We start from the raw sequence: 21,272 nt of genomic DNA on the forward strand, positions 1-21,272 counted from the left end.
TTGCTCGCCGCCGCGGCGCTGCTGCTGACGGGTTGCAGCGGCGCACCAAGCGGCAGTGGCGCTGCCTCGCCCACTGGTCGAACGCTGGCGGCCGTGAAAGCGCGTGGCTACGTTCGGTGCGGCTCGAACAAGGACACGGTCGGCTTCGGCGCCCCCGACGACAAGGGCTATTGGCGCGGGCTGGACGTAGACACCTGCCGTGCCGTCGCCGCCGCCGTCCTGGGGGACCGGGAAAAGGCCCGGTTCGTGCCGCTGACCGGTCAGCAGCGATTGACGGCGCTTCAGACCGGCGAGATCGACCTCCTGCCGCGCACGACCACCTGGACGCTTCAGCGCGACGCCAACGGCGTCAACTTCACCATTCCGAATTTCTTTGATTATACCGGCTTCATGGTGCGCAAGGTGAGCGGCGCGAAGAGCGTGCGTGACTTGTCCGGCGCATCGGTCTGCGTGCAGACCGGCTCTATGCCCGAAGTGACGTTCGCGGATGTGTCGCGGAAATACGGGCTCAACATGCGCGCGGTCATATTCGACAACGTGCAGGGCACCCGGCAGGCCTTCTTCTCGGGTCGTTGCGATGCGCTCATCACCGATGCCTCCGCGCTGGCGTCGGTTCGCGCGACCCAGGCCGACAAGCCCGACGACTTCATCATCTTCCCCGCCGATCAAGAGGTGACGCCACTGACCCCTGCCGTGCGTCACGGCGACGACCAGTGGTTCGACGTCGTGAAATTCGCTATCCAGGCGATGATCGTCGCCGAGCAACTGGGTATCACCAGCAGCAATGCGGAAGCGATGCGAAAGTCGGATGACCCGACGATTAAGCGCTTCCTCGGCGTTGAGCCGGGCAACGGCCATGCGCTCGGACTGCCCGACGACTTCGCCTACCAAGTGGTGCGCCAGGTTGGAAACTACGGGGAGGTATATGACCGCAATGTCGGCAAGGACAGCCGGCTGAAGATTCCGCGTGGCCTCAACCGCCTTCAGCGCGACGGCGGGCTGATGCTGCCGCTCGGCTTCTTCTGATGGCGCGCGGGGGCGCGCGCTGGCGGTGGTGGCTGCCGCAGATCGGGCTGCTCGCAATGGTGGTGGCAGGCCTCGCATGGCTGGCGGCCAATGTCGCCGACAATCTGGCGCGGCGAGGCATCGCTACCGGCCTCAGCTTCCTAGATCGGGCGGCGCGTTTTCCGATCTCGGAGAGCATCCTTCCCTATTCGCCGGTCGACAGCTTCGCCTGGGCGATCATCGTCGGGCTGGGCAACACGCTGTTTCTGTCCGTGCTGGTCGCGGCGATCTCGACGTTGCTCGGCCTGCCGATCGCACTAGCCCGCCGATCCGACCATGCGCTTGCCAAGGCGCTGGGTGGCGGCTTCGTCGATCTGATCCGCAACACGCCGCTCGTCGTCCAGTTGCTGTTCTGGTACGGCGCGGTCACGATCGGCCTTCCGCCCTCGGCCGAGGCGTGGCAGCCGATGGCGGGTATATTCTTCACCGATCGCGGGCTCTACCTGACGACGTTCGGCCTGGTCGGTAGCGCGCTGCCGATGTTGCTGGCCGTTGCCGCTGGCCTGGTCGCCACCGCTATTCTCGCGTGGCGGGGCAAGCTGCGCCAAGCCAGCATCACCACGCTCGCGACTGTCATGATAAGCGTGGTGATGGCCTGCGCACTGGGGTTGCAGCGCGATACGCCGGTGCTGGGTCGGTTCAACTTCTCCGGCGGATTGACCCTGACGCCCGAGTTCGTCGCCGTGCTGCTCGGGCTAGTCCTCTACGCCAGCGCCTTTGCGGCGGAGATCATCCGCGGCGGCATCGATGCGGTGGCGAAGGGGCAATGGGAGGCGGGGCGCGCGATCGGCCTGTCCGAACGACAGACGTTACGCCTGATCGTCATGCCGCAAGCGCTGCGCATCATGATGCCGCCAATGACCAGCCAATTCGTTAACATCCTCAAGAACAGCACGCTGGCGCTGGTGGTCGGCTATCCCGAACTCAACTTCGTGACCGCGACGACGATCAACCAAACGGGGCAGGCGCTGGAGGGCATCGCCATCCTGATGATCGCCTTCCTCATGCTGTCGGGGCTCATCTCGCTGTTAATGAACCGGCTCAACGCGCGGATCGCGCTGGTGGAACGATGAGCTACGTCCGCACCGCCCCCGAAGCCATCCTGCCGGCGCCGGTCGTCGCGCGGCCATCGCTGGCCGCATCGCTGTTCGGCGATGCCGCGAGTTCTCTCGCGACCGTGTTCATCACCCTCGTCGCGCTGGCCGCCCTGCCCCATCTGTTCGCCTGGGCGGTCACGAACGGCGTGTGGGTCGGCGATGGCGAAGCCTGTCGCGATGCCGGCGCCTGCTGGGCATTCCTGCGCGCCAAGACCCCGTTCATCCTGTTCGGCATCTATCCCGAGGATGAGCGGTGGCGCCCGATGGTGGCGGTCGGGATCTTCGTCGTTCTGACCATCTGGTCCTTGCCGCGCAAACACTGGACGCGCGCCACCCTTTTCGGCTGGATCGCCGGTATCGTCGCGGCGCTGCTGCTGATGGGCGGCAAAACGATCGGACTGACCGAGGTGCCGACATCCGCCTGGGGCGGGCTGCCGATCACCATCCTGCTCACCGTGCTGTCGCTGGCGCTGGGCTTTCCGGCGGCGGTGCTGCTGGCGCTCGGTCGCCGGTCGCCCCATCCCGCACTGCGCTGGCTGTCGACCGGCTTCATCGAGCTGGTTCGCGGGCTGCCGCTTCTGTCGATGCTGTTCGTCGCCTCGATCATGGTGCCGCTACTGCTGCCCGACGGCGTGACCATCGACAATCTGTTCCGCGCGCTAGTCGCCCTCACCTTCTCCGCAGCCGCTTATCTTGCCGAGGTAGTGCGCGGCGGCCTGCAGGGTGTGCCGCGCGGACAGGAGGAGGCGGCGCGCGCGCTGGGGCTGAGCTGGGCGCAGGCGATGCGGCTGGTCGTGCTGCCCCAGGCGATTCGCAACGTCATCCCGCCGCTCACCAATACCGTGGTGGTGATCGTCAAGAACACCAGCCTCGTCCTCGTCGTCGGTCTGTTCGACCTGCTCAGTGCCGGCCGGGTCGCGCTCAGCGATCCCGACTGGCCCGCCCCCTATGCCGAGACCTATCTGATGATCGCACTTATTTACTTCACGATCTGCTACGCCTTCGCGCGCTATGCGCTGCATCTGGAGCGCACGCTCGGCCAGGTACGGCGATGAGCGCCATCACGCTGTCGGGCGTCCACAAATGGTATGGCGACTATCACGCACTGCGCAACGTCGACCTCGACATCGCGCCGGGCGAGCGCATCGTCATCTGCGGTCCCTCGGGATCGGGCAAATCGACCCTAATCCGGTGCATCAACGGCCTCGAAAGCCATGACCAGGGTCGTATCGCCATCGGCGACGAGGAAGTGCGCGAGGACGCCCGCGCGCTCCAGCGGGTGCGCATTCGGGTCGGCATGGTGTTTCAGAGCTTCAACCTGTTCCCGCACCTCACGATCGTGGAAAACTGCATGCTGGCACCGGTCCGCGTCGGCGAGGCGTCGCCGGCGGAGGCGCGCGAACGTGCCCACGCCCTGCTCGACCGCGTGCGGATCGGCGATCAGAAGGATAAATATCCCGGCCAGCTTTCCGGCGGCCAGCAACAGCGCGCCGCCATCGCCCGCGCGCTGTGCATGCGGCCCGAGATCATGCTGTTCGACGAACCGACCTCGGCGCTCGACGCCGAAATGGTCAAGGAAGTGCTCGACATCATGACCGCGCTCGCGTCCGACGGCATGACCATGTTGTGCGTGACGCACGAAATGGGCTTCGCGCGCGAGGTCGCCGACCGCGTCGTCTTCATGGATGCCGGACAGATCGTCGAGATCGGTGAGCCCACCGCCTTCTTCTCGGCGCCAAAGCACGATCGCGCCCGCGCCTTTCTCGGCCAGCTCATCCATTGACGGAGGAATCCATGTCCCGCATCGCCGCTCGCCTGACCGAACTCGGTATCGCCCTGCCCGAAGCGGCTGCCCCCGTCGCCAATTACGTGCCCTTCGCCGCCTCCGGCACGATCGTCCATATCTCCGGCCAGCTTTCGCGTGGAAGCGAAGATATTCGGGGCACGGTCGGTCAGGACGTCGATCTGGAGACCGCCGTCCGGGCCGCGCGGTTGTGCGCGATCAATCTCATCTCGCAGTTCCGGGCGGCGTGCGACGGCGACCTGGAACGCGTGTCGCGAGTGCTCCGCCTTGGCGGCTTCGTGCAGGCGGGACCTGGTTTTGACGCGATCCCCGATGTTATCAACGGTGCATCGGACCTGATGGTGGACGTCTTCGGGGACCGCGGTCGTCATGCGCGCTCGGCGGTCGGCGTTTACCGCATTCCGCTCGGGTATGCCGTTGAGGTCGATGCCGTTATAGAGGTGGCATCAGGGGCTTGAATGCTGCCGTAGTTACTCGGGGATCTCACTCCCCGAGCTCCGCTTTTAAAAGCTCAAGCCGCCGGGCGGCGGTTTCCGGCGCAAGTCCAGTCTGCTTACGGGTTCAGTCCTGGGGGCGTCGCTGCCCGCGCCGCCTTGTCCTTGATCTGGGCGACGGCTTGAGCCGCCGCCGCACAGTCGTTGCCAGTTTCCTGCCCCCGCTCGCATCGTGTGACGACAAGTTTCGCCTCGTCTGCGTGGGTGACGAAGTAGCCAGCATCGCGTGGCCCCCCTACCCCGCAGCTGGACAATGCCGCGATCGTCACAAAGGCAAGCACGGTGCGCGCGGTTCCTATGGCCATCTGTCGTCTCTCCCGATTGAGCATCAGCGCTGCCGTTGCCGTTCGCGCCGAGCCAGCCAGGCCCGCATCTGCCCGATCTCCCGGCGCTGCATTGCAATCACCTCTGCGGCGAGCCGGCGCACTTCCGGATCGCGACCATATTTTAACTCAACTTCCGCCATCGCGATTGCCCCTTCATGGTGGGGGATCATGGCGCGCATGAAGTCCGCATCCGCGTCGCCGCTGAACCGCACGTCCATGCTGCCGTGCATCTTTGCATTGGCTGCGCGATACGCCTTCGTCGCTGCGATTTCGTTGGCGGCTGCCGCCGGTGTGTGCCGGGCATGTTGTGCCGCCAGAGGGGCGGCCGCGATCAGGACGGCGCCGGCTCCCACCAGCATGGCAGCTTGTATTCGGGTATCCATCAAATCTAGTCTCCTCTTATCCTGCCTACCGCTTCGGGCGGGCGGTAATCGCGCCACAAACACTGGTCTTGGCAGCGGGACATACGTCGGGTTCCAGTTACCATTTTGTCGTTCGCACTGGCGCTGCAGACCAACGCCACTTCCCGCCGTTATGGCGCCACGCTCGAAAGCCGGTTCGATGCAAAGCCCCGATCCATTTGACGAGAACAAGTGCGCTAGCAGGCGAGATCAAGCCATAAGCGCGCACGAAGCGGGTCACTCGCACCAGCAGCGAAGCTGCCACAAGCCAGACTCCGGCGGGCAAGGCAGGCCACAGGGGATGAGGGTTCATCAATGGCGGCCGAAAGTTACGACCCGCCAGATGTACCAGAGGACCGCCGCGCCGATTACCACATTGCTGGCCGGCCCGATGATGTTGCCCACCTGGCTATAGCGCTCGCCCAGTTCGTAGCCTGCCAGCGCCAGCACCGTCGTCCAGATCGCAGAACCGGCCAGTGTCGCGACCAGAAACGGCACCAGTGGCACTCCGCTGACCCCCGCGGGCACCGAAATTAGCGTCCGTACACCCGGCACCATGCGGCCGACCAGCACGGCCCAACGTCCGTGACGATCGAACCAGCGGTCGACATTATCGATTTCACGGGGCGTCAGCGTCAGCCACCGACCGTGCCGCGATGCGAACCGCTTCAACCGATCGACGCCAATCGACCGGCCAACATAGTACCAGAGCAGCGCGCCAGCAGCCGAACCGAGCGTACCCGCGACGATCACGATCCAGAGGGCACTTCGACCTTGCGCGGCCGTATAGCCCGCGAGCGGGAGGATCACTTCCGATGGGATGGGCGGGAAGACGTTCTCGGCGAGCATCAGCAGAAAGATGCCAAAGCCGCCGAGTGCCGAGAGGATCGATGATATGACGCTGAGCACGGGTATATCCTGGCTCTAAGGGCGCTTGAGGCAGGCGATGATCGCTGCCATCACGGCTTGGGTTTCGGCCACATCGCGGACTTTGACCGTGTCCACACCCGCCTCGACGGCAGGATAGTCGTTCCCGCCGGGGTAGATCGCATCGCCGATGAAGAGCATTCCGGCCAACGGAACGCCGGCTTCCTTGCTCAGCCGGTTAAGGCCATAGCCTTTGTCGACCCCGGCCCGCGTTACGTCGATCGACGTCGTGCCACCGAGGTTGATCGACAGGTTCGGCAGCGCACCGCGCAGCGTCTTTTGCAGTGCCGTTCGTTTGGCCCGGTTTGGGTCCCACGCCTCCTTTTCCTTGAGCGGAGCAGCCTGCCCCAGACCGGAGAAAGTGATCTGGCTTCCCCGATCCTCGATCCGCTCGCCCCAGATGCGCTCGTCGGCGAGGCCCGCGTCGGCAAGCGCGCGGTCGAAGGCAGTGCGTATGTTTGCCTTCTCCGCATCGTCGAACAGCTCGGCATAGATGGTCCGCCACGCATCGTTGACGAAGCGGTAGAGTTTGGTCCCGGTGGTGGGCATCAGCCATAGTCGTTCGCGCGCGGCACCCTTCGGGAGCCGCGATGCAACCTGCTTGTCAAATTGGGGCCAGTCACCGCCCGAGATCACCGCCACGTCAACGACGTCGAGCAGGCGGGCCAGGGACTCCGCCATTTCGTTCGATAGCGGACGCTTGCTTTCCACAAGCGTCCCGTCGAGATCGAATGCGATTAGCCATTTCATGAGCCGGTTCCTTCCCCGTCGCGGTTGCGGAGATCATTGTGCAGCGTGGTCGCGGCGACCGCGGCATGGCCCATGGCGACGCTGATCTGGTCGAGTGACATGACGATGTCGCCGGCGGCATAGACGCCCTGGACGCTGGTTCGCTGCTTGGCGTCGACGACGATGCAGTGGTCGTCGCTCAGCTCTGTACCGAGCTGTCGTGCGAGCGCGTTGTTACTGTCCGAACCCAGCGCCGGATACACGGTGTCGAAGCGATGTGTATCGCCGCTGGTCAGGGTGATGACGGTGCGATCCTCGAATGCGATGGAGGCCATCGGCGTGTCGATAACACGAATGCCTGCCTGCCAGAGGTTGGCCCGATCAGCCGAGGTCAGCGTCACGGCGGTATGGGCGATCAGCGTGACATCGTCGGAGAAGGTGCGCAGGAACAGCGCCTCGGCGACGCCGTGGCTGTCGGCACCGATCACGCCGATTGTCTGCCCCCGTGCCTCATATCCATCGCAGATCGGGCAATAGCGCAGCAGCCCGCGGTCGAGCGCATCGCGGTGCGCGTCTCCCTCAATCGCGGGACGACGATTCTCGACACCGGTCGCCAGCAGTACCGCGCGGGCTCGAAGGTCGATCCCCTGCCCTGGCTCCTCGAGCCTGTCTTTTTCACCGGCAATGGTCTCGACCCGGCCTGCGATGAGCGAGGCGCCGTAGCGCTCTGCCTGCTTCCGCACCCGTTCCAGCAGCACGCTGCCAGCGATCCCTTCAGGGAAGCCGGCATGGTTGTGCGAGACCGGTATGCACTTGGCACGGCCGTGCCCGTCGTCGATCACGACGACGTGGCGCAGGAAGCGGGCAAGATAGATCGCCGCCGTGAGGCCCGCCGGTTCGCCACCGACGATCAAGGCGTCGAGGCGTTCTGTCGTCATGCTGCCAGCTTTGCCGGATCACGGTAGGCCAACAGCCGCAGCGCATTGACGACGACCAGCAAGGTCGATCCCTCGTGAACGGCCACCGCCGGTCCGATGCCCAGGCCGAGGATGGTTGCCGGCACGAGGAAGGCGACGACGCCCAAGCTCACGAAGACGTTCTGCCGGATGATGCCGCGGGTATGACGGCTTAGGCCGACTGCGAACGGCAGATGCGCCAGGTCATCGGCCATCAGGGCGACATCGGCTGTCTCCAGCGCGACGTCGGAGCCTGCCGCGCCCATGGCGATGCCGACCGTGGCGCTCGCCATCGCCGGCGCGTCGTTGACGCCGTCGCCCACCATCGCGACCTTGTCCTCGCCGGCGAGCCTCTTGATCGCCGCGACCTTGTCCTCGGGCATCAGATCACCCCAGGCTTCGTCGATGCCGACATCGTTGGCGATCGCCTCAGCCACCTTCTGGTGGTCGCCGGAGATCATGATCATCCGCGACACGCCCATGTCGTGGAGGCGGCGAAGCGCCGTCCTGGCGGCCTCGCGCGGCGTGTCCATCAGGCCGATCGCGCCGAGGTCTCGGTCGCCCATGCGCACGACCATCGTGGTGCGGCCGCTCTCGCGCAGGCGGGCAATCGCATCGGTCGCCCCCTGCCCGAGCGCAGGGACGCCATCGGTGCCGAACATCTCGGCCTTGCCGATCCACACTGTCTGCCCGTCCACCTTGGCCGTGACACCGCGCCCGGTCAGGCTCTTCATGTCGCCGGCATCAGGCAGCGCACGGTCCTTCAGCCGCTCACGCCCATCCTTGACGATCGCTTGCGCGAGCGGGTGATCGCTGAGCGCTTCCACGGCTACCGCAAGCGCCAGCAGCTCGCCCTCGTCGGTGCCGTCGACGGGCACGACGTCGGTGATACGCGGCCGACCTTCGGTCAGCGTCCCCGTCTTGTCGAAGGCGATCGCCTTCAGCGAGCCGAGGTTTTCGAGCGGTGCCCCGCCTTTCACCAGCACGCCGCCCCGCGCCGCGCGGGCGACGCCCGATAGCACCGCGCTCGGCGTCGCAATCGCAAGCGCGCACGGGCTCGCCGCGACCAGCACCGCCATGGCGCGGTAGAAGCTGTCGCGGAACGGCTCGTCGACGACCACCCATGCGAACAGCAGGACGAAGGCGAGCGCCAGGACCGCAGGCACGAAGACGCGCTCGAAACGGTCGGTAAAGCGCTGCGTGGGCGACTTCTGCGTCTCGGCTTCGCTCACCATCTTGACGACCTTGGCAAGCGCGGTCTCGTTTGAGCGGCGCGTTACCTCGATCTCGATCGCACCGCCGCCGTTGATAGTGCCGGCGAAGACGCGGCTTTCCGCTTCAACCGCATCGGGCTTGGCGCGCGCAGCTCCTGCGTCGGACACCGGCACCTTGTCGACCGGAATACTCTCACCGGTGACCGGCGCCTGGTTGACCGCGCTGTTGCCCTTGATGACGAAACCGTCGGCGGGCAGCCGCTCGTTGGGGCGGACAATTGCAATATCGCCGACCACCAGTTGTTCGACCGGGATCTCACTCGTCTGTCCGTCTCTCCGCACGGTCGCGGTCTCGGGCGCGAGCTTCGCCAGCGCCTCGATCGCCTTCTTGGCGCGGCCCATCGCGTAATGCTCGAGCGCATGGCCGAGGCTGAACAGGAACAGTAGCAGCGCGCCTTCCGCCCACGCGCCCAGCGCCGCGGCACCTGCGGCCGCGACCAGCATCAACGTGTCGATCTCGAACTTTTTGAGGCGCAGGTTGTCGATCGCTTCGCGCAGCGTGAAGAAGCCGCCGAAGAAATAGGCGGCGATGTAGCAGGCCGTCGGCAGCCATCCCGGTCCTCCTGCGACCAGCTTCTCGATGGCATAGCCGATGCCGAGCAGCGCGCCGCAGGCGAGCGCAAAGATCAGCTCCGTGTTCGGACCCAGGAAGTCCGCATGGGAATGGTCGTGGCCATCGCCGGGGCCATGCTTGTCCTCGCCTTGCCCATTTCCACCCGGCTCATGATCGTGTCCGGCATGGTCGTCGGCCGCGACCCGCTTGCCCAAGCCGACCTTAAGCCTGCGCAGTGCCGCGCGAATCTCGTCCTCACTAATCTGTTCGCGACTATATTCGACCTGGACCGTGCCGCCAGGGCTCGCGCTCGCGTGCACGACGCCAGGGATAGCGCCGAGCGTCTCCCCGACCGTGCGTGCGCGACGCTCATGGTTGATGCCGGACACTTGCCAGGTGGCATGGCCGTAGCGCTGTGTGATCTCGGCGCCGGCTGCCCGCACCATCTCGCGCAGGCGCGGAAGCGGTAGCCTGCCCGCATCGAAATGGATGCATAACCCCGCAGGCGCATCGCCATCGACGTTGATGACGTGCACCCGGTCGACGCCGTCTTTGGCCGACAGCGTCGAGACCAGCCGGTCGAGGCACGCATCAGCCGCGTCGGGGAGGTCGGGTAACAGGACCGGAATATCGAGTTCAAGCTTGTCGTTCATGACGACCTCCTTTCGCTTTTTTTAATTTCGGCGCGGGTGTCTCGCAGGATCTCAAAGCCGCCCTTGATGGCGATGATCGCGGTGGCGAGGCCAACCAGCAGGTCCGGCCAGTTACTGCCCAGCCACAGAACTAGTCCGCCGGCGATAAGGATACCCCCGTTCGAGATGAAGTCGTTGAAGCTGAAAGTCGTGGCCGCGCGCAGGTTGACGTCCGGGTCCTTGAGGCGTTGGAGCAGCCGCAGGCACCAATAGTTCACGACGCCGGCGATGGCTGACATGACCATCATGGTGGGACCGATCGGCTCGCTGCCCTGAATGTAGCGCCGCCCAACATCGAGCAGGATGCCGCCGGCAAAGATCAGCAGCATGATCCCCGAGACCATCGCGGCGCGAGTCTTCCACGTCTTGCCATGACTGAGCGCCACAAGGCTCAGCGCGTAGACGGCCGTGTCAGACAGATTGTCGACGCCGTTTGCGATGAGCGCGCTCGAGTCTGCGAAGAGTCCCGACACGAAAAAGCCTGCCGCGATCGCCGCATTGAGCAACAGCACGATCCAAAGCGTGTGCCGCTCCTGCGCGCTCGCGGTATCGTTGTTCACGCTCATGCCATGATCTCCTCGAGTGTCAGCAGGGCCAGAAAGCCGACGAAGAACATCGAACTGATGAGTGGCGTGTCTGGCTTCTCGTGCGCCTCGACCAACAGCTCCTCGGTGACGAGGTAGAGGAGCGCCATCAGGCCGAAGCTCAGGAATCCCGCGATCATAACCGGCGACAGGGTCGCGACCGGAATGGCGGCCAGCGCCCCCACCGGAAGAAGCAGCGCCAGCGCCGAGACAATCACGACGATGCGCAGCCGCGAGCGATAGGTCTCCGCAAGCTCGTCGGTCAGCGTCAGGCCGAGGAACAGAACTTCGAGCGTCAGCGCGATCGTCAGCAGGAAACCGGCTTTCTCGCCCGCCACGAAAGCGAGGCCGAGCACTAGGCCGTCGACGAGGATGTCTATGCCGATCGCCGCCAGTAGCGCAACCGGCCCCTTGAAACGCGCCTCAAAGGCCTTGAGCGCCAGCATTGTGGCGACGCCCGCCGCCCCGCCGATCAGCGTCGCGCTCGGCGACGCCTCATGCTTGACCTGTGGCAAGATCTCGGTTGCGGCTGCCGCGAAGACAACGCCGGCGGCCAAATGCTGCAATCCGGCGACGATGCCCGGCTTCAGCTTGGTGCGGCTCGCGATGATCGCACCGAGGATGACGGCGATGACGGGCGCAAGCGTGTAGAGCAATGCTCGCATGTCTTATTTCCCCTCCGCATTACGATGGCAGATGCGGATGTCACCGCCCGCGCGGGTGAATGCGATCGAACCTCCGGCGACGACCGCTCGCAAGGTGGTGCCGCGGTATTCGTCGCCGGTCGTGCCAGCGCTCAGCAACTCGGTTTTGCCCTTCGGCAACCAGGTCACCGCCATCCGCAGGCCATCGCCCATGAAGTCGACATCGACCCGGGAGCCGTCGTCGCAGTACATCATTCGTTGGGCGATGAGCCCGGGCATGTCCCCTTCGTTGTGGACGGCTTCGGCAGGTGGGCTGGGCGCAACATTGCAGGCACCAACCACGAGGCTCGCCAGCGCGATCACGCCAGCGCGTCTGCGCGGATAGCCTCGCCGACTCCGGGAGGTGCCTGCCCCTGTCACCAGAGAACCCCGTGGACCGGCTTGAGCGGTTCCGGCGCCGGGAGATCGGCGGTCTGGAGAAGATCGATCTCGATCGTCCGGCACATCGCGGTCAGCGGCACGTCGTGGACGCTGTTGGCGAATGGGTCGGTCAGGTCCTCGCCGATGCTCAACACCGCCAGGAATACGAGGCCGATCAGGGTCGAGCCGATCGGCGTGGCGATGCCCAGCGATTCCACGAGCGCGATGGGCAGTAGAATGCAGAAGAGCCGGGTGAACAGGTTAGGGAAGAACCGGAAGCCATTCGGGAGCGGCGTGTTCTTGATCCGCTCCATGCCGCCCTGCGCATTGGATATGTCGATGAGGACGCGCTCGACCGTCGCCTGCTGGATGGCATCGATCCGCCCCTCGGCTTGTGCATCGCCGAATATCTCAGCTATTTCCTCAAGCAGGAGGTTGGCCGGGTTCTGTCGGGCCACTGCCCGATCGGCGACATCCTGACCCGCAAGACGTGCGATGTCTTCGTAAGGCGCGTCGCGTCGAAGCTGATGGCGGATCGAATGGGCAAACGCGATTTGCCGCAGGATCACGCCATGCCGCATCTCGCTGTCCGGTTCGGACTTCGTCAGGGTACGCGTAATGCGGGCGAGGCTTCGCGACGCGTTGATGAGGGCACCCCAAAGCGTGCGTGCTTCCCACCAGCGCGCATAGGCAGCATTGGTGCGAAACCCCATGAACAGCGCGATCGCCGTGCCGAACAGTGCCGTCGGCAATGGGGGTTCCTTGATGGGAAAGCTGAAGTGGAACACCGTCACGGCCACGTCCCACACGAACAGGATCGTGAGCGGCTTCCAAACCTCCAGAATGATCTGCCTGAATCGCGGCGTTGCACCAACAATCATCGAAACTATGTCCTTCTTCGCTCGGCTATTCCTAGCCCAGCGGCATGTTCATAATGTCCTTGTAGGCGGACAGAAGCTTGTTACGGACCTGAAGTGTCGCTTCGAATGTGACCGAAGCCCGGTTTTGAATCAAAGCGACCGTGGCGATGTCTGTAGTTTCTCCACGCTCGTAGGCTTCCGTGGCGACATCCTCCTGTTCCTGGGTCGCGTTTACCTTTGCAACTACGGCATTGAGCGTGTCGCTGAAGCTGCCCGCAGGCGCGCTCGGTGTGACGCCTGGCGGCGCACTAGGCTGTACCTCCTGCAGGGCACGGCTGCGCGCGATCACCTGTGCTCGGATCGCCATCACGTTCGTGATCGAAGCGTCAGACATCGGCCTTCTCCAGACGCAGGCTGGACCGCGAAAGGGCAGCGCGCGTCATTGGCTCCCCTCCTTCACACAGGTCTGGGTTCGCCCATCGCCTTCCTCGATCATGAGCTGTGGCCCCTTGAAGGTCGCAGAGGCCGTATCGCCAACATACTGGAGGCCCTGCGCAGGCGCGGTCAGGGTTGTCGGCGGACCATCGGCAGTGCGCCGCAAGTCGATCTGTAGGCCGTTATCTTTATAGTCTACGAAGAGCTTGGTGCCGTCTCTGCACCGATAGGGATGACGCCCCAGCTCACCGCTGGCCACGCCGCTATCAGACGAATGGACTTGCTGTTCTGTCGGCGGGACATCCCTCTTGCTCTCGGAACAAGCTGCCAACATCGCGGCCAGGACGGCGACGGGCAAAGCCCCTATCCATGTCGTCATCGAGCTTCACTCCTGTAGCGCTGAGGAACCCGCTGACGGTTGGTCCCACGGACAGAATGGCCCACCCGCCAGCGCAGGTAGGTGGCGAGGCGATCGTCAGCCTCGACCATGAGCGTGCGCAGACGGCGCAGCATCACCGTCCCCATCGGGTACGAGAGTGCGCCCCGCAGGGTGACGGTGTGCGTGAGTTGCGTCCCGCCGTCGTCGCCGGACAGGTCGAACCGCTCCTCAAATTCAAAAAGGTACGGGATGCCGCACGACCAAGCGTAGCTGTCCGGCTTATCGAGCCGATCTACGCGCGCAGGCGTTCGTACCGGTTTCGACCAACCGGTAATTGCGAATGCGCACTCAGTATCGCCGAGTTCGTCGGAGGCATCCAGAAGGACGAGCGGGCTCCAAGCCTTACGATGACCGGGATCGGTCAAGGCCGACCAGATGCGGAGCGGGCCGCCGTGCAGAGTTATGCGGGTCACGGTTTGAGGCATGGACTTTCCCCACCTGCAAGAGGCGGAGGGGCGGCCGTGGGCCGCCCCTCCCCATCAGACTGCGTGGTTCGCGAAGGTCTGACCATGGTCGTCCCCTTCGTGCTCCTCGTTGTAGTGCTCAGCCTTTCCGATCACCCTCTGTCCAAAGCGTGCATAGAGCGTCGGCAGCACGAACAGCGTCAGCAAGGTGGCCGAGATGAGCCCGCCGATGACGACGGTTGCGAGCGGCTTCTGCACCTCCGCACCCGCGCCCTCGCCGAGCGCCATCGGCACGAAACCGAGCGAGGCGACCAGCGCTGTCATCACGACGGGGCGCAAACGCTGCATGGCGCCGACATGCGCAGCTTCCTCGCGAGACATGCCTGATCGGATCAGGTCGTGGATCGAGCTGACCATGACGAGGCCGTTGAGGACCGCGATGCCCGACAGGGCGATGAAGCCCACCGCCGCCGAAATCGAGAAGTCCATTCCGCGCAGGAACAGCAGCAGCACGCCACCGACCAGTGCGAACGGCACGCCGGTGAACACGATCGCGGCATCCCGAACCGACCCCAGCGCTCCATAGAGGAGGAACAGGATGAGGATGAAACAGGCCGGAATGACCAGCTTCAGCCGCTCGCTCGCCGATTGCAGGTTCTCGAACTGGCCACCCCATTCGAGATAGCTGCCCGAAGGAAGCCGGACCTGGTTCCCGATCGTCGCCTGCGCATCCGCCACGACCGAACCGACGTCACGGCCACGCACGTTCGCCTGCACGACGACGCGACGTTTGCCATTCTCGCGACTGATCTGGTTCGGACCATCCACGACCTTGATGTCGGCGACGCTGGAAAGCGGCACATAGGACCCGCCCGCCACCGGCACCTGCACCTGTTCGAGCAGGCCGAGATCGGCACGCTGTGCCTCCGACAGGCGGATCACCACGGGAAAGCGGCGATCACCCTCGAAGATCTGGCCAGACGTTCGTCCACCCAGCGTGGCGGTCACGGTGTCCTGCACGTCCTGTGCAGTGACGCCGAGACGGGCCATCGCGTCGCGATTGACGCGGATGTCGAGCATTGGAAGGCCCGTAGTTTGTTCGACCTTCACGTCGGCCGCGCCCTGCGTCTTGCGCAGCACGCTCGCGATCTGCTCCGCCGTCCGGTTCATGGAGGCGAAGTCGTCACCGAACACCTTCACGGCGATGTCGCCGCGGACGCCCGCGATCAGCTCGTTGAAGCGCATCTGGATAGGCTGGGTGATCTCGTAGGCATTGCCCGGGATCTTCGCCAACTCACCCTCGATGCGGCTCACCAGCTCTTCCTTGGGCAATTCGGGGTCCGGCCACGATTTGCGCGGCTTGAGGACGACGAACATGTCGGTCGCGTTGGGCGGCATCGGGTCAGATGCCAGCTCGGCGGTGCCCGTCTTCGAATAGACGAACTCCACCTCCGGCTGCTTCGACATCATCCGTTCGATCGGCACCTGCATCGCCTGGCTCTGCTGAACCGAGGTGGCGGGGATGCGCAGCGACTGGATCAGCAGGTCTCCTTCGTCGAGCTGGGGTAGGAATACCTGTCCGAGCGTGGTGAAGGCGGCCGCCGCGAGGACGAGGCTGACCACGCCCGCGCCGATCGTGACCGTCGGCCGCTTCATCGCCCGATCGAGGCCCGGCTCGTAGCGCTTCTTCAACCAGGTGATGATGCGGCCATCCTTCTCCTCCACCTTCTTCGACAGCCAGATCGCGATCATGGCGGGCACGAAGGTCAGCGAGAGAATGAAAGCGAAGACGAGCGCGATGATGACGGTGAGCGCCATCGGCACGAACGTTTTGCCTTCCACGCCAGTCAGCGTGAGCAGAGGGACATAGACAAGGATGATGATCGCCTGCCCGTAGACCGAGGGACGGATCATCTCCCGCGCGGCCGATGCGACCGTCTTGAGGCGTTCCTGTACGGTCAGCAGGCGCCCTTCATGGTGCTGCTGTTCGGCGAGCCGGCGCAGCGCATTCTCGACGATGATGACCGCGCCATCGACGATCAGCCCGAAGTCCAAGGCGCCCAGGCTCATCAAATTGGCCGATACGCCTGCCCTTAGCATCCCGAAGCCGGTCAGCATCATGGTGATCGGGATGACCAGTGCCGCGATCAGCGCTGCCCGGAAGTTGCCGAGCAGCAGGAACAGGACGACGATGACGAGAACCGCGCCCTCGCTGAGGTTCTTGGCGACCGTCTTGATCGTCGAGTTGACCAGCTCGGTGCGGTCGAGAACGGGCTGCACCACCACGTCGGGCGGCAGTGAGGCGTTGATCGATTTCAGCTTGTCAGCAACCGCGGTCGCAACGTTGCGGCTGTTCTCACCGATCCGCATGATAGCGGTGCCGACGACGACTTCGGTGCCATTCTCCGAAGCCGAGCCCATGCGGATCGCCTGGCCGGTCTTTACGGTCGCAACCTGTTCGACCGTGATCGGCACGCCGTTACGTGTCGCGATCACGGTCCTGGCAAGCTCGCCGGCATTGCGCACCAGCGCATCCGAGCGAACAGCCAGACCCTCACCATTGCGATTGACGAAACCGCCGCCGACGCTGGTGTTATTGCGCTCCAGCGCCGTACCCAACTCGGTTAGTGTAATGCCGAGCGAAGCGAGCTTCTGCACGTCGGGCACGACGAGGAATTGCTTGGCATAGCCGCCGATCGAGTCGACGCCCGCCAGTCCGGGCGTGTTCTTCAGGAGCGGCGTCACGATCCAGTCCTGCGCGGTACGCAGGTAGGTCGCCTTGTCTTCCATCGTCGTCAGGCGTTCGCCTTCCGGCGTGATATAACTGCCGTCAGGCTGGACACCGGGCTCGCCCGGTTTGTGGTTGTCGTCGTTCCGATGTTCGAGCCGAACGGTGTACATGTACACTTCGCCCAGGCCCGTCGCGATCGGCCCCATTTCCGGGTTCACGCCGTCGGGCAGGTTCTCCTGCACGCCCTGCAGGCGTTCGCCAACCTGCTGGCGGGCGAAATAGATGTCAGTCGCGTCAGAAAAGACCGCCGTGACCTGTGCGAAGCCGTTGCGGCTGAGCGATCGGGTATATTCGAGACCCGGCGTCCCGGCGAGCGCGGTCTCGATCGGGAACGACACCTGCTTTTCGACCAGCTCGGGCGAAAGCGCAGGTGCGCGCACGTTGATCTGAACCTGGTTGTTGGTAATGTCCGGAACAGCGTCGATCGGCAGCCGGTAAAGCGAATAGGCGCCGATGACGCCGGCGATGGCGGTGAGCAGCAGGACGAGCCAGCGCTTCTCGACCGCCCATGTGACGATGCGGGCGATCATGGCTTAGTCCTCATGCTCGGCTTCGCCCTTGCCGAGTTCGGCCTTGAGCGTGAAGCTGCCAGTGGTGGCGATCTGTTCGGTGCCCTTCAGGCCCGAGCGGATGATGACGGTGTCGCCCGACGCATCACCGAGCTCGACCGGCGTCGCCTGGAAGCCTTTGGGCGTCCGCACGAACACGACCGACTTGCCCTCGTTCGTCTGGACCGCCGTCGTCGGGACCCGGATCGCTCCGCTGCCGCCGCTGCCCGAAAGCTCGACCGCGGCCGTGACCGGCTCGCCGACGCGCCACTGACCGCCGCGATTGTCGAGCGTCGCGATCGACGGTACGAGCCGCGTCTGTGGATCGAGCGCGGGGGACACGAACGTCACCCGCGCGGTCGCCTGACGGCCTGCTGCCTTCACCGTCACCACATTGCCGGGCCGGATACGCCCGGCGTCCTCCGGTTTCAGGTTGAGCGCAATCGAGACCTGTCCGAGATTGGCAATACGGTAGAGTTCCGCATCAGCCGCCACCGTCTGGCCGAGCGTCACCGGACGAGCGATGATCTGCCCGGAGATCGGCGCGGCAATGCCTAGCCGATTGAGCCCGCCGCCGCCCATACCAGCGGCCGATACTGTGCTTTGCGCTTGCGTCAGTGCGATTCGCGCCTCGGTCGCGGCCGTGCGGGCTGCGATAAGATCCTGCTCGGGCGAAACACGCTGGGAAAACAGCCGCTGCTCGCGCGCGAGATTGGAGTTGGCGAGCTGGAGCCGGGCACGTGCCGCCTCAACTTCGCCCTTGATCTGCGCCGCTTCGCGGCTCTCGATCACCGCGATGGTCTGCCCGCGACCAACCGACTGGCCTAAATTGCGCGTGAGCGCGACCACTCGACCAGCGATCGCCGCCGAGACCACCTGTGTCCCTTGCGGATCGCCTTCGATGATCGCGGGCAGTTCGATGGTGCCAGCACCGCCGACGATCGGGCGTCCGACCTGAACGCCCGCCGCGGCGATCTGCTCTGCGGTGAGCGTCACAGCACCTTCCTCGGCATGAGCGGCCTCGTTGCCGGCCTTCTCCGCACCGGCGGCCGATTCATTTGCCGCCGCTTCGTTGCCGGCATCGCTGCCGCCACCGCAGGCCGTCAGCAGGAGAGCGAGCGACGCTGCGCCCGCGAGATAAAAGCTCTTCATCACTGGTTCCCCCCATTTGGCGCACGGGCGGTCAACCGCTCCACTTGCGCGCGGGCATTTTGATAATTGGCGAGAGCGTCGATCGCGGCGACGCGAGTTTCTGCCAGCGTCCGTTCGGCATCGAGCAATTCGAGCTGGCCGAACTTGCCCTCCCGGTAGCCGATGCGCGCGATCCGCGCCGCCTCCTGCGCCGCCGCCAGCGCCGGACCCGATGCGGCCCGCGCCGTCGTCGCGGCATTCGCCGCCTGCGCTTGTGCGTCCGTGATCGCCTGTTCGATGTCGAGCGCGGTAACGCGGCGCTGCGCGTCCGCTTGCGTCCGCTGCGCGGTCGCCTGTGCGATCGCGGCCCGGCCATTGTTGAACAGCGGAATCGGGATTGAGACGGTGAATACGGCCGCCGTATCGTTGGTGGCCTCGAGCCGGCGCAGCGCCGGGCCTACGTTGAGGTCGGGTACGCGGTTGGCCCGTGCAAGCCGGACACCCGCTTCCGCGATCGTGAAGTCGGCGTTAGCCGCCGCCAACGCTAGCGTGCCCGCCGTCTCTACTGGTGCCATCGGGCCGTAGACCGTCGCTCCGGGAAGCTGGTCGAGAAGCGTGTCATCCAGCGTACCATCGACCGGTCGTCCGATCCTGCGGGCGAGGTTTGCGCGGGCCGCTTCAGCCAAGCGAAGCTGACGCTCTACGTTCGCATCTGCGTTGATCCTCGCCACATCGGCTCGCTGCTGTTCGAGCGGTGATGCCCGTCCAGCTTGTACGCGAACGCTGGCACCGCGCAGCGCATCGCTGGCGATCCTCGCCTGGTCGCGTGCCGTCACGACGCGCCGTTCGGCTGCGACCGCTTCGACATAGAGCTGTGTCACCTGCAGCCGCACGTCAGCGGCAATGATCGCTGCCTGGATTTCGGCACGGCTTAACTGCGCGTTGGCGACCGCCACACGCGCGCCACGCTTGCCGCCTAGTTCGATTGGCACCGCGAACCCGACTGTGGACTCGGCACTGCGCAGCCCACGATAGGGTCCAGAGCCGATAATATTCTCAATCTGGCCCTGGACGACTGGATTAGGGCGCAGCCCAGCGACGGTGCGACCGGCTTGCGCGGCCTGAACCGCAGCAGTCGCCGCCTCCGATGCCGGTGCCGATCCGCCAGCCGCTGCGACGGCTTGATCGAGCGTGTAGACCGGGCCGGTCGGCGCATTTTGCACCGGCACGCCCGTTTGCGCCTGCGCAACCGTGGCGCACGACGCCGCGGCCAACAGGGCCGCGAGCAACATTTTCATTATGGATCATCCTGACAAACAGCATCAGGCCGGAATCCGGCCAGCGGCGTTCGTCAGGCGTTCGGCGGCCTCAGTCCTGGCGCGACCGTGCTGGACGCGAGAACCTGATCGGCACCCGCCAGCGGACGCATCCGCGCACCGTCCAGCGAGGGTGGCAGCTCGTCGGTCGAGGGTATCTGCATCGCCGAGCTGTGGCAGGTGCCGTGATGATGCGGCATCGCCTTGTCACTGTCGCCTTGCGACTGATCGGCGTCGCCATCGCTGTGCACCGCCCCGCTGCATTCGATCGTCGTCACACCCGGCAGCTCGCGCGCGTGCACGGTCGCCGACATCACCAGCGATGACGCGATCAGCACGAGGAAGAGGCGGATGAGACGGCTCAAGGTGGGGACGCCCTAGCGCAATTTTGCTACGAGGTCATTGACGAACACGCGTTGACGGTCGCCGAAGCCGGCGGGCGTGTCGCACTGTCCTGGAAACCCGTTCGCTGACATAGCTCTCTCGATTCGAGCGTTCGCCATGCTATATGAACCCTCATCCCACTAGAGGGTCAAGGCATTTCCATGAAGATCGGCGAAATCGCCAAGCAAACCGGATTGAAGGTCGAAACCGTTCGTTTCTACGAGGCCGAAGGCTTGATCGATCCTCCGCTTCGCAGCGGAGGCAATTACCGGCTTTACGGTCGGTCCCACCTGGACCGTCTTTCCTTCATTAAGCGTTCGCGGGATCTTGGCTTCACCCTGGATCAAGTGCGGGCCCTCCTGCGACTGTCGGACGATCCAAGGGCATCGTGCGACGAAGTCGACGCCATCGCCGAAGAGCACATCGCGGTCATCGATCGTAAGCTCGCCGACCTGAACGCCTTGCGCAGCGAGATCGTCACATGGGGCGGATCGTGCAAGGCTTCTTCAATCGCCGAATGCAAGGTGATGGACGCGCTGACATCCTCCAGAGCGAGTGTAACGACCTGAAGCCTATCTCGCCAGATTGGGCTTGAGTCGAAGCAGGCGCGTGCGAACCTGCCGGACACGGGCTGAGCCGACGGCGCTCCCCGGCCAGCTCTCGCAAGCGCTGACGCGGGGTGCCGTCGTCGAGCCGCACCGCCTCATACCGGACGCCCCAAGCGCAGAGCCGCCAATGTCGCAGGCACGCCGCCCGCTGAGCCCAAGCCGCTCACGGATGAGATGGACCGCTCGGCGCTTCGCGTCGGGCATCACCAATTATTCCCGCGATCTCCTTCATCGCGGCAGCGTTGAGCATGGAATCCGCCCAGGATCGCTTCAGGCATACGTTATCGTCCTACAGCACCTTCAGCTATCGCGCTTCGGCAATCTCCAGGCCTTACTTGACCTTCCACTGTAGAAAGATCACGTCGCCTTTGCCATGCTTCCGGCATACGT

General features: G+C 64.9%; 22 protein-coding genes. 6 read left to right on the plus strand and 16 right to left on the minus strand.

The window, feature by feature from the left end:
• Genes GGR48_RS16495 through GGR48_RS16515 form a run of 5 tightly spaced genes read left to right on the plus strand, consistent with a single transcriptional unit; the run spans position 1 to position 4,424 of the window.
• Complete coding sequence (locus GGR48_RS16495) at positions 1-1,026, plus strand: amino acid ABC transporter substrate-binding protein (protein ID WP_244954872.1); 1,026 nt, start codon at positions 1-3, stop codon at positions 1,024-1,026.
• Complete coding sequence (locus GGR48_RS16500) at positions 1,026-2,138, plus strand: amino acid ABC transporter permease (RefSeq protein ID WP_183952932.1); 1,113 nt, start codon at positions 1,026-1,028, stop codon at positions 2,136-2,138. Before GGR48_RS16495 ends, GGR48_RS16500 begins: the two co-directional genes overlap by 1 nt.
• Complete coding sequence (locus GGR48_RS16505; protein WP_183952933.1) at positions 2,135-3,217, plus strand: amino acid ABC transporter permease; 1,083 nt, start codon at positions 2,135-2,137, stop codon at positions 3,215-3,217. Before GGR48_RS16500 ends, GGR48_RS16505 begins: the two co-directional genes overlap by 4 nt.
• Entirely contained in the window at positions 3,214-3,945 is a 732-nt protein-coding gene (locus GGR48_RS16510) for an amino acid ABC transporter ATP-binding protein (RefSeq protein WP_183952934.1), read from the plus strand. The genes GGR48_RS16505 and GGR48_RS16510 overlap by 4 nt, the downstream gene beginning before the upstream one ends.
• A gap of 11 nt (positions 3,946-3,956) precedes the next feature.
• Positions 3,957-4,424, plus strand: coding sequence for a RidA family protein (locus GGR48_RS16515; RefSeq protein ID WP_183952935.1), 468 nt, complete (start codon positions 3,957-3,959; stop codon positions 4,422-4,424).
• Positions 4,425-4,788: 364 nt separating this feature from the next.
• Here GGR48_RS16515 and copM read toward each other — a convergent pair whose 3' ends face one another.
• The 16 genes from copM to GGR48_RS16595 form a co-directional block, all read right to left on the minus strand.
• A complete protein-coding gene (gene copM, locus GGR48_RS16520) occupies positions 4,789-5,169 on the minus strand; it encodes a CopM family metallochaperone (protein ID WP_240455946.1) in 381 nt (126 codons plus the stop codon).
• Positions 5,170-5,499: 330 nt separating this feature from the next.
• Positions 5,500-6,096: a VTT domain-containing protein gene (locus GGR48_RS16525; RefSeq protein ID WP_183952936.1), complete on the minus strand. Its 597-nt coding sequence runs from the start codon at positions 6,094-6,096 to the stop codon at positions 5,500-5,502.
• Between the two features lie 15 nt (positions 6,097-6,111).
• The gene (locus tag GGR48_RS16530) at positions 6,112-6,864 is read right to left on the minus strand and encodes an HAD-IIB family hydrolase (RefSeq protein WP_183952937.1); all 753 of its coding nucleotides are present in this window, start codon (positions 6,862-6,864) and stop codon (positions 6,112-6,114) included.
• Positions 6,861-7,781: an NAD(P)/FAD-dependent oxidoreductase gene (locus GGR48_RS16535; RefSeq protein ID WP_183952938.1), complete on the minus strand. Its 921-nt coding sequence runs from the start codon at positions 7,779-7,781 to the stop codon at positions 6,861-6,863. The genes GGR48_RS16530 and GGR48_RS16535 overlap by 4 nt, the downstream gene beginning before the upstream one ends.
• The gene (locus GGR48_RS16540) at positions 7,778-10,279 is read right to left on the minus strand and encodes a heavy metal translocating P-type ATPase (protein WP_183952939.1); all 2,502 of its coding nucleotides are present in this window, start codon (positions 10,277-10,279) and stop codon (positions 7,778-7,780) included. The genes GGR48_RS16535 and GGR48_RS16540 overlap by 4 nt, the downstream gene beginning before the upstream one ends.
• Complete coding sequence (locus GGR48_RS16545; protein WP_183952940.1) at positions 10,276-10,884, minus strand: cation efflux transmembrane domain-containing protein; 609 nt, start codon at positions 10,882-10,884, stop codon at positions 10,276-10,278. Before GGR48_RS16545 ends, GGR48_RS16540 begins: the two co-directional genes overlap by 4 nt.
• Positions 10,881-11,567, minus strand: a complete 687-nt coding sequence (locus GGR48_RS16550; protein ID WP_183952941.1) for a ZIP family metal transporter — start codon at positions 11,565-11,567, stop codon at positions 10,881-10,883. Before GGR48_RS16550 ends, GGR48_RS16545 begins: the two co-directional genes overlap by 4 nt.
• Positions 11,568-11,570: 3 nt before the next feature.
• On the minus strand, positions 11,571-11,909 hold the full coding sequence (locus GGR48_RS16555) for a hypothetical protein (protein WP_338110487.1): 339 nt from the start codon (positions 11,907-11,909) through the stop codon (positions 11,571-11,573).
• Between the two features lie 53 nt (positions 11,910-11,962).
• Positions 11,963-12,847 carry a bestrophin family protein gene (locus tag GGR48_RS16560; protein ID WP_183952942.1) on the minus strand — a complete coding sequence of 295 codons (885 nt, stop codon included), beginning with the start codon at positions 12,845-12,847 and terminating at the stop codon, positions 11,963-11,965.
• A gap of 31 nt (positions 12,848-12,878) precedes the next feature.
• Positions 12,879-13,220 (minus strand): flagellar hook-basal body complex protein FliE, encoded by a 342-nt coding sequence (gene fliE, locus GGR48_RS16565; protein WP_183952943.1) that lies wholly within the window; start codon positions 13,218-13,220, stop codon positions 12,879-12,881.
• 45 nt (positions 13,221-13,265) lie between these two features.
• On the minus strand, positions 13,266-13,640 hold the full coding sequence (locus GGR48_RS16570; protein ID WP_183952944.1) for a hypothetical protein: 375 nt from the start codon (positions 13,638-13,640) through the stop codon (positions 13,266-13,268).
• Positions 13,637-14,125: an SRPBCC family protein gene (locus GGR48_RS16575; RefSeq protein WP_183952945.1), complete on the minus strand. Its 489-nt coding sequence runs from the start codon at positions 14,123-14,125 to the stop codon at positions 13,637-13,639. Before GGR48_RS16575 ends, GGR48_RS16570 begins: the two co-directional genes overlap by 4 nt.
• Positions 14,126-14,179: 54 nt before the next feature.
• Entirely contained in the window at positions 14,180-17,425 is a 3,246-nt protein-coding gene (locus tag GGR48_RS16580) for an efflux RND transporter permease subunit (protein ID WP_183952946.1), read from the minus strand.
• Between the two features lie 3 nt (positions 17,426-17,428).
• The gene (locus GGR48_RS16585; protein ID WP_183952947.1) at positions 17,429-18,595 is read right to left on the minus strand and encodes an efflux RND transporter periplasmic adaptor subunit; all 1,167 of its coding nucleotides are present in this window, start codon (positions 18,593-18,595) and stop codon (positions 17,429-17,431) included.
• On the minus strand, positions 18,595-19,872 hold the full coding sequence (locus tag GGR48_RS16590) for a TolC family protein (protein ID WP_183952948.1): 1,278 nt from the start codon (positions 19,870-19,872) through the stop codon (positions 18,595-18,597). Before GGR48_RS16590 ends, GGR48_RS16585 begins: the two co-directional genes overlap by 1 nt.
• A gap of 53 nt (positions 19,873-19,925) precedes the next feature.
• Positions 19,926-20,255 carry a hypothetical protein gene (locus tag GGR48_RS16595; protein WP_240455943.1) on the minus strand — a complete coding sequence of 110 codons (330 nt, stop codon included), beginning with the start codon at positions 20,253-20,255 and terminating at the stop codon, positions 19,926-19,928.
• 180 nt (positions 20,256-20,435) lie between these two features.
• Between GGR48_RS16595 and GGR48_RS16600 the strand changes: the two genes are divergently transcribed.
• Positions 20,436-20,843: a MerR family transcriptional regulator gene (locus GGR48_RS16600; protein ID WP_183952949.1), complete on the plus strand. Its 408-nt coding sequence runs from the start codon at positions 20,436-20,438 to the stop codon at positions 20,841-20,843.
• The last annotated feature ends 429 nt before the right edge of the window (positions 20,844-21,272 follow it).

It is taken from the genome of Sphingomonas pseudosanguinis (assembly GCF_014196255.1).
In the GTDB taxonomy this organism is placed as follows: Bacteria; Pseudomonadota; Alphaproteobacteria; order Sphingomonadales; family Sphingomonadaceae; genus Sphingomonas; species Sphingomonas pseudosanguinis.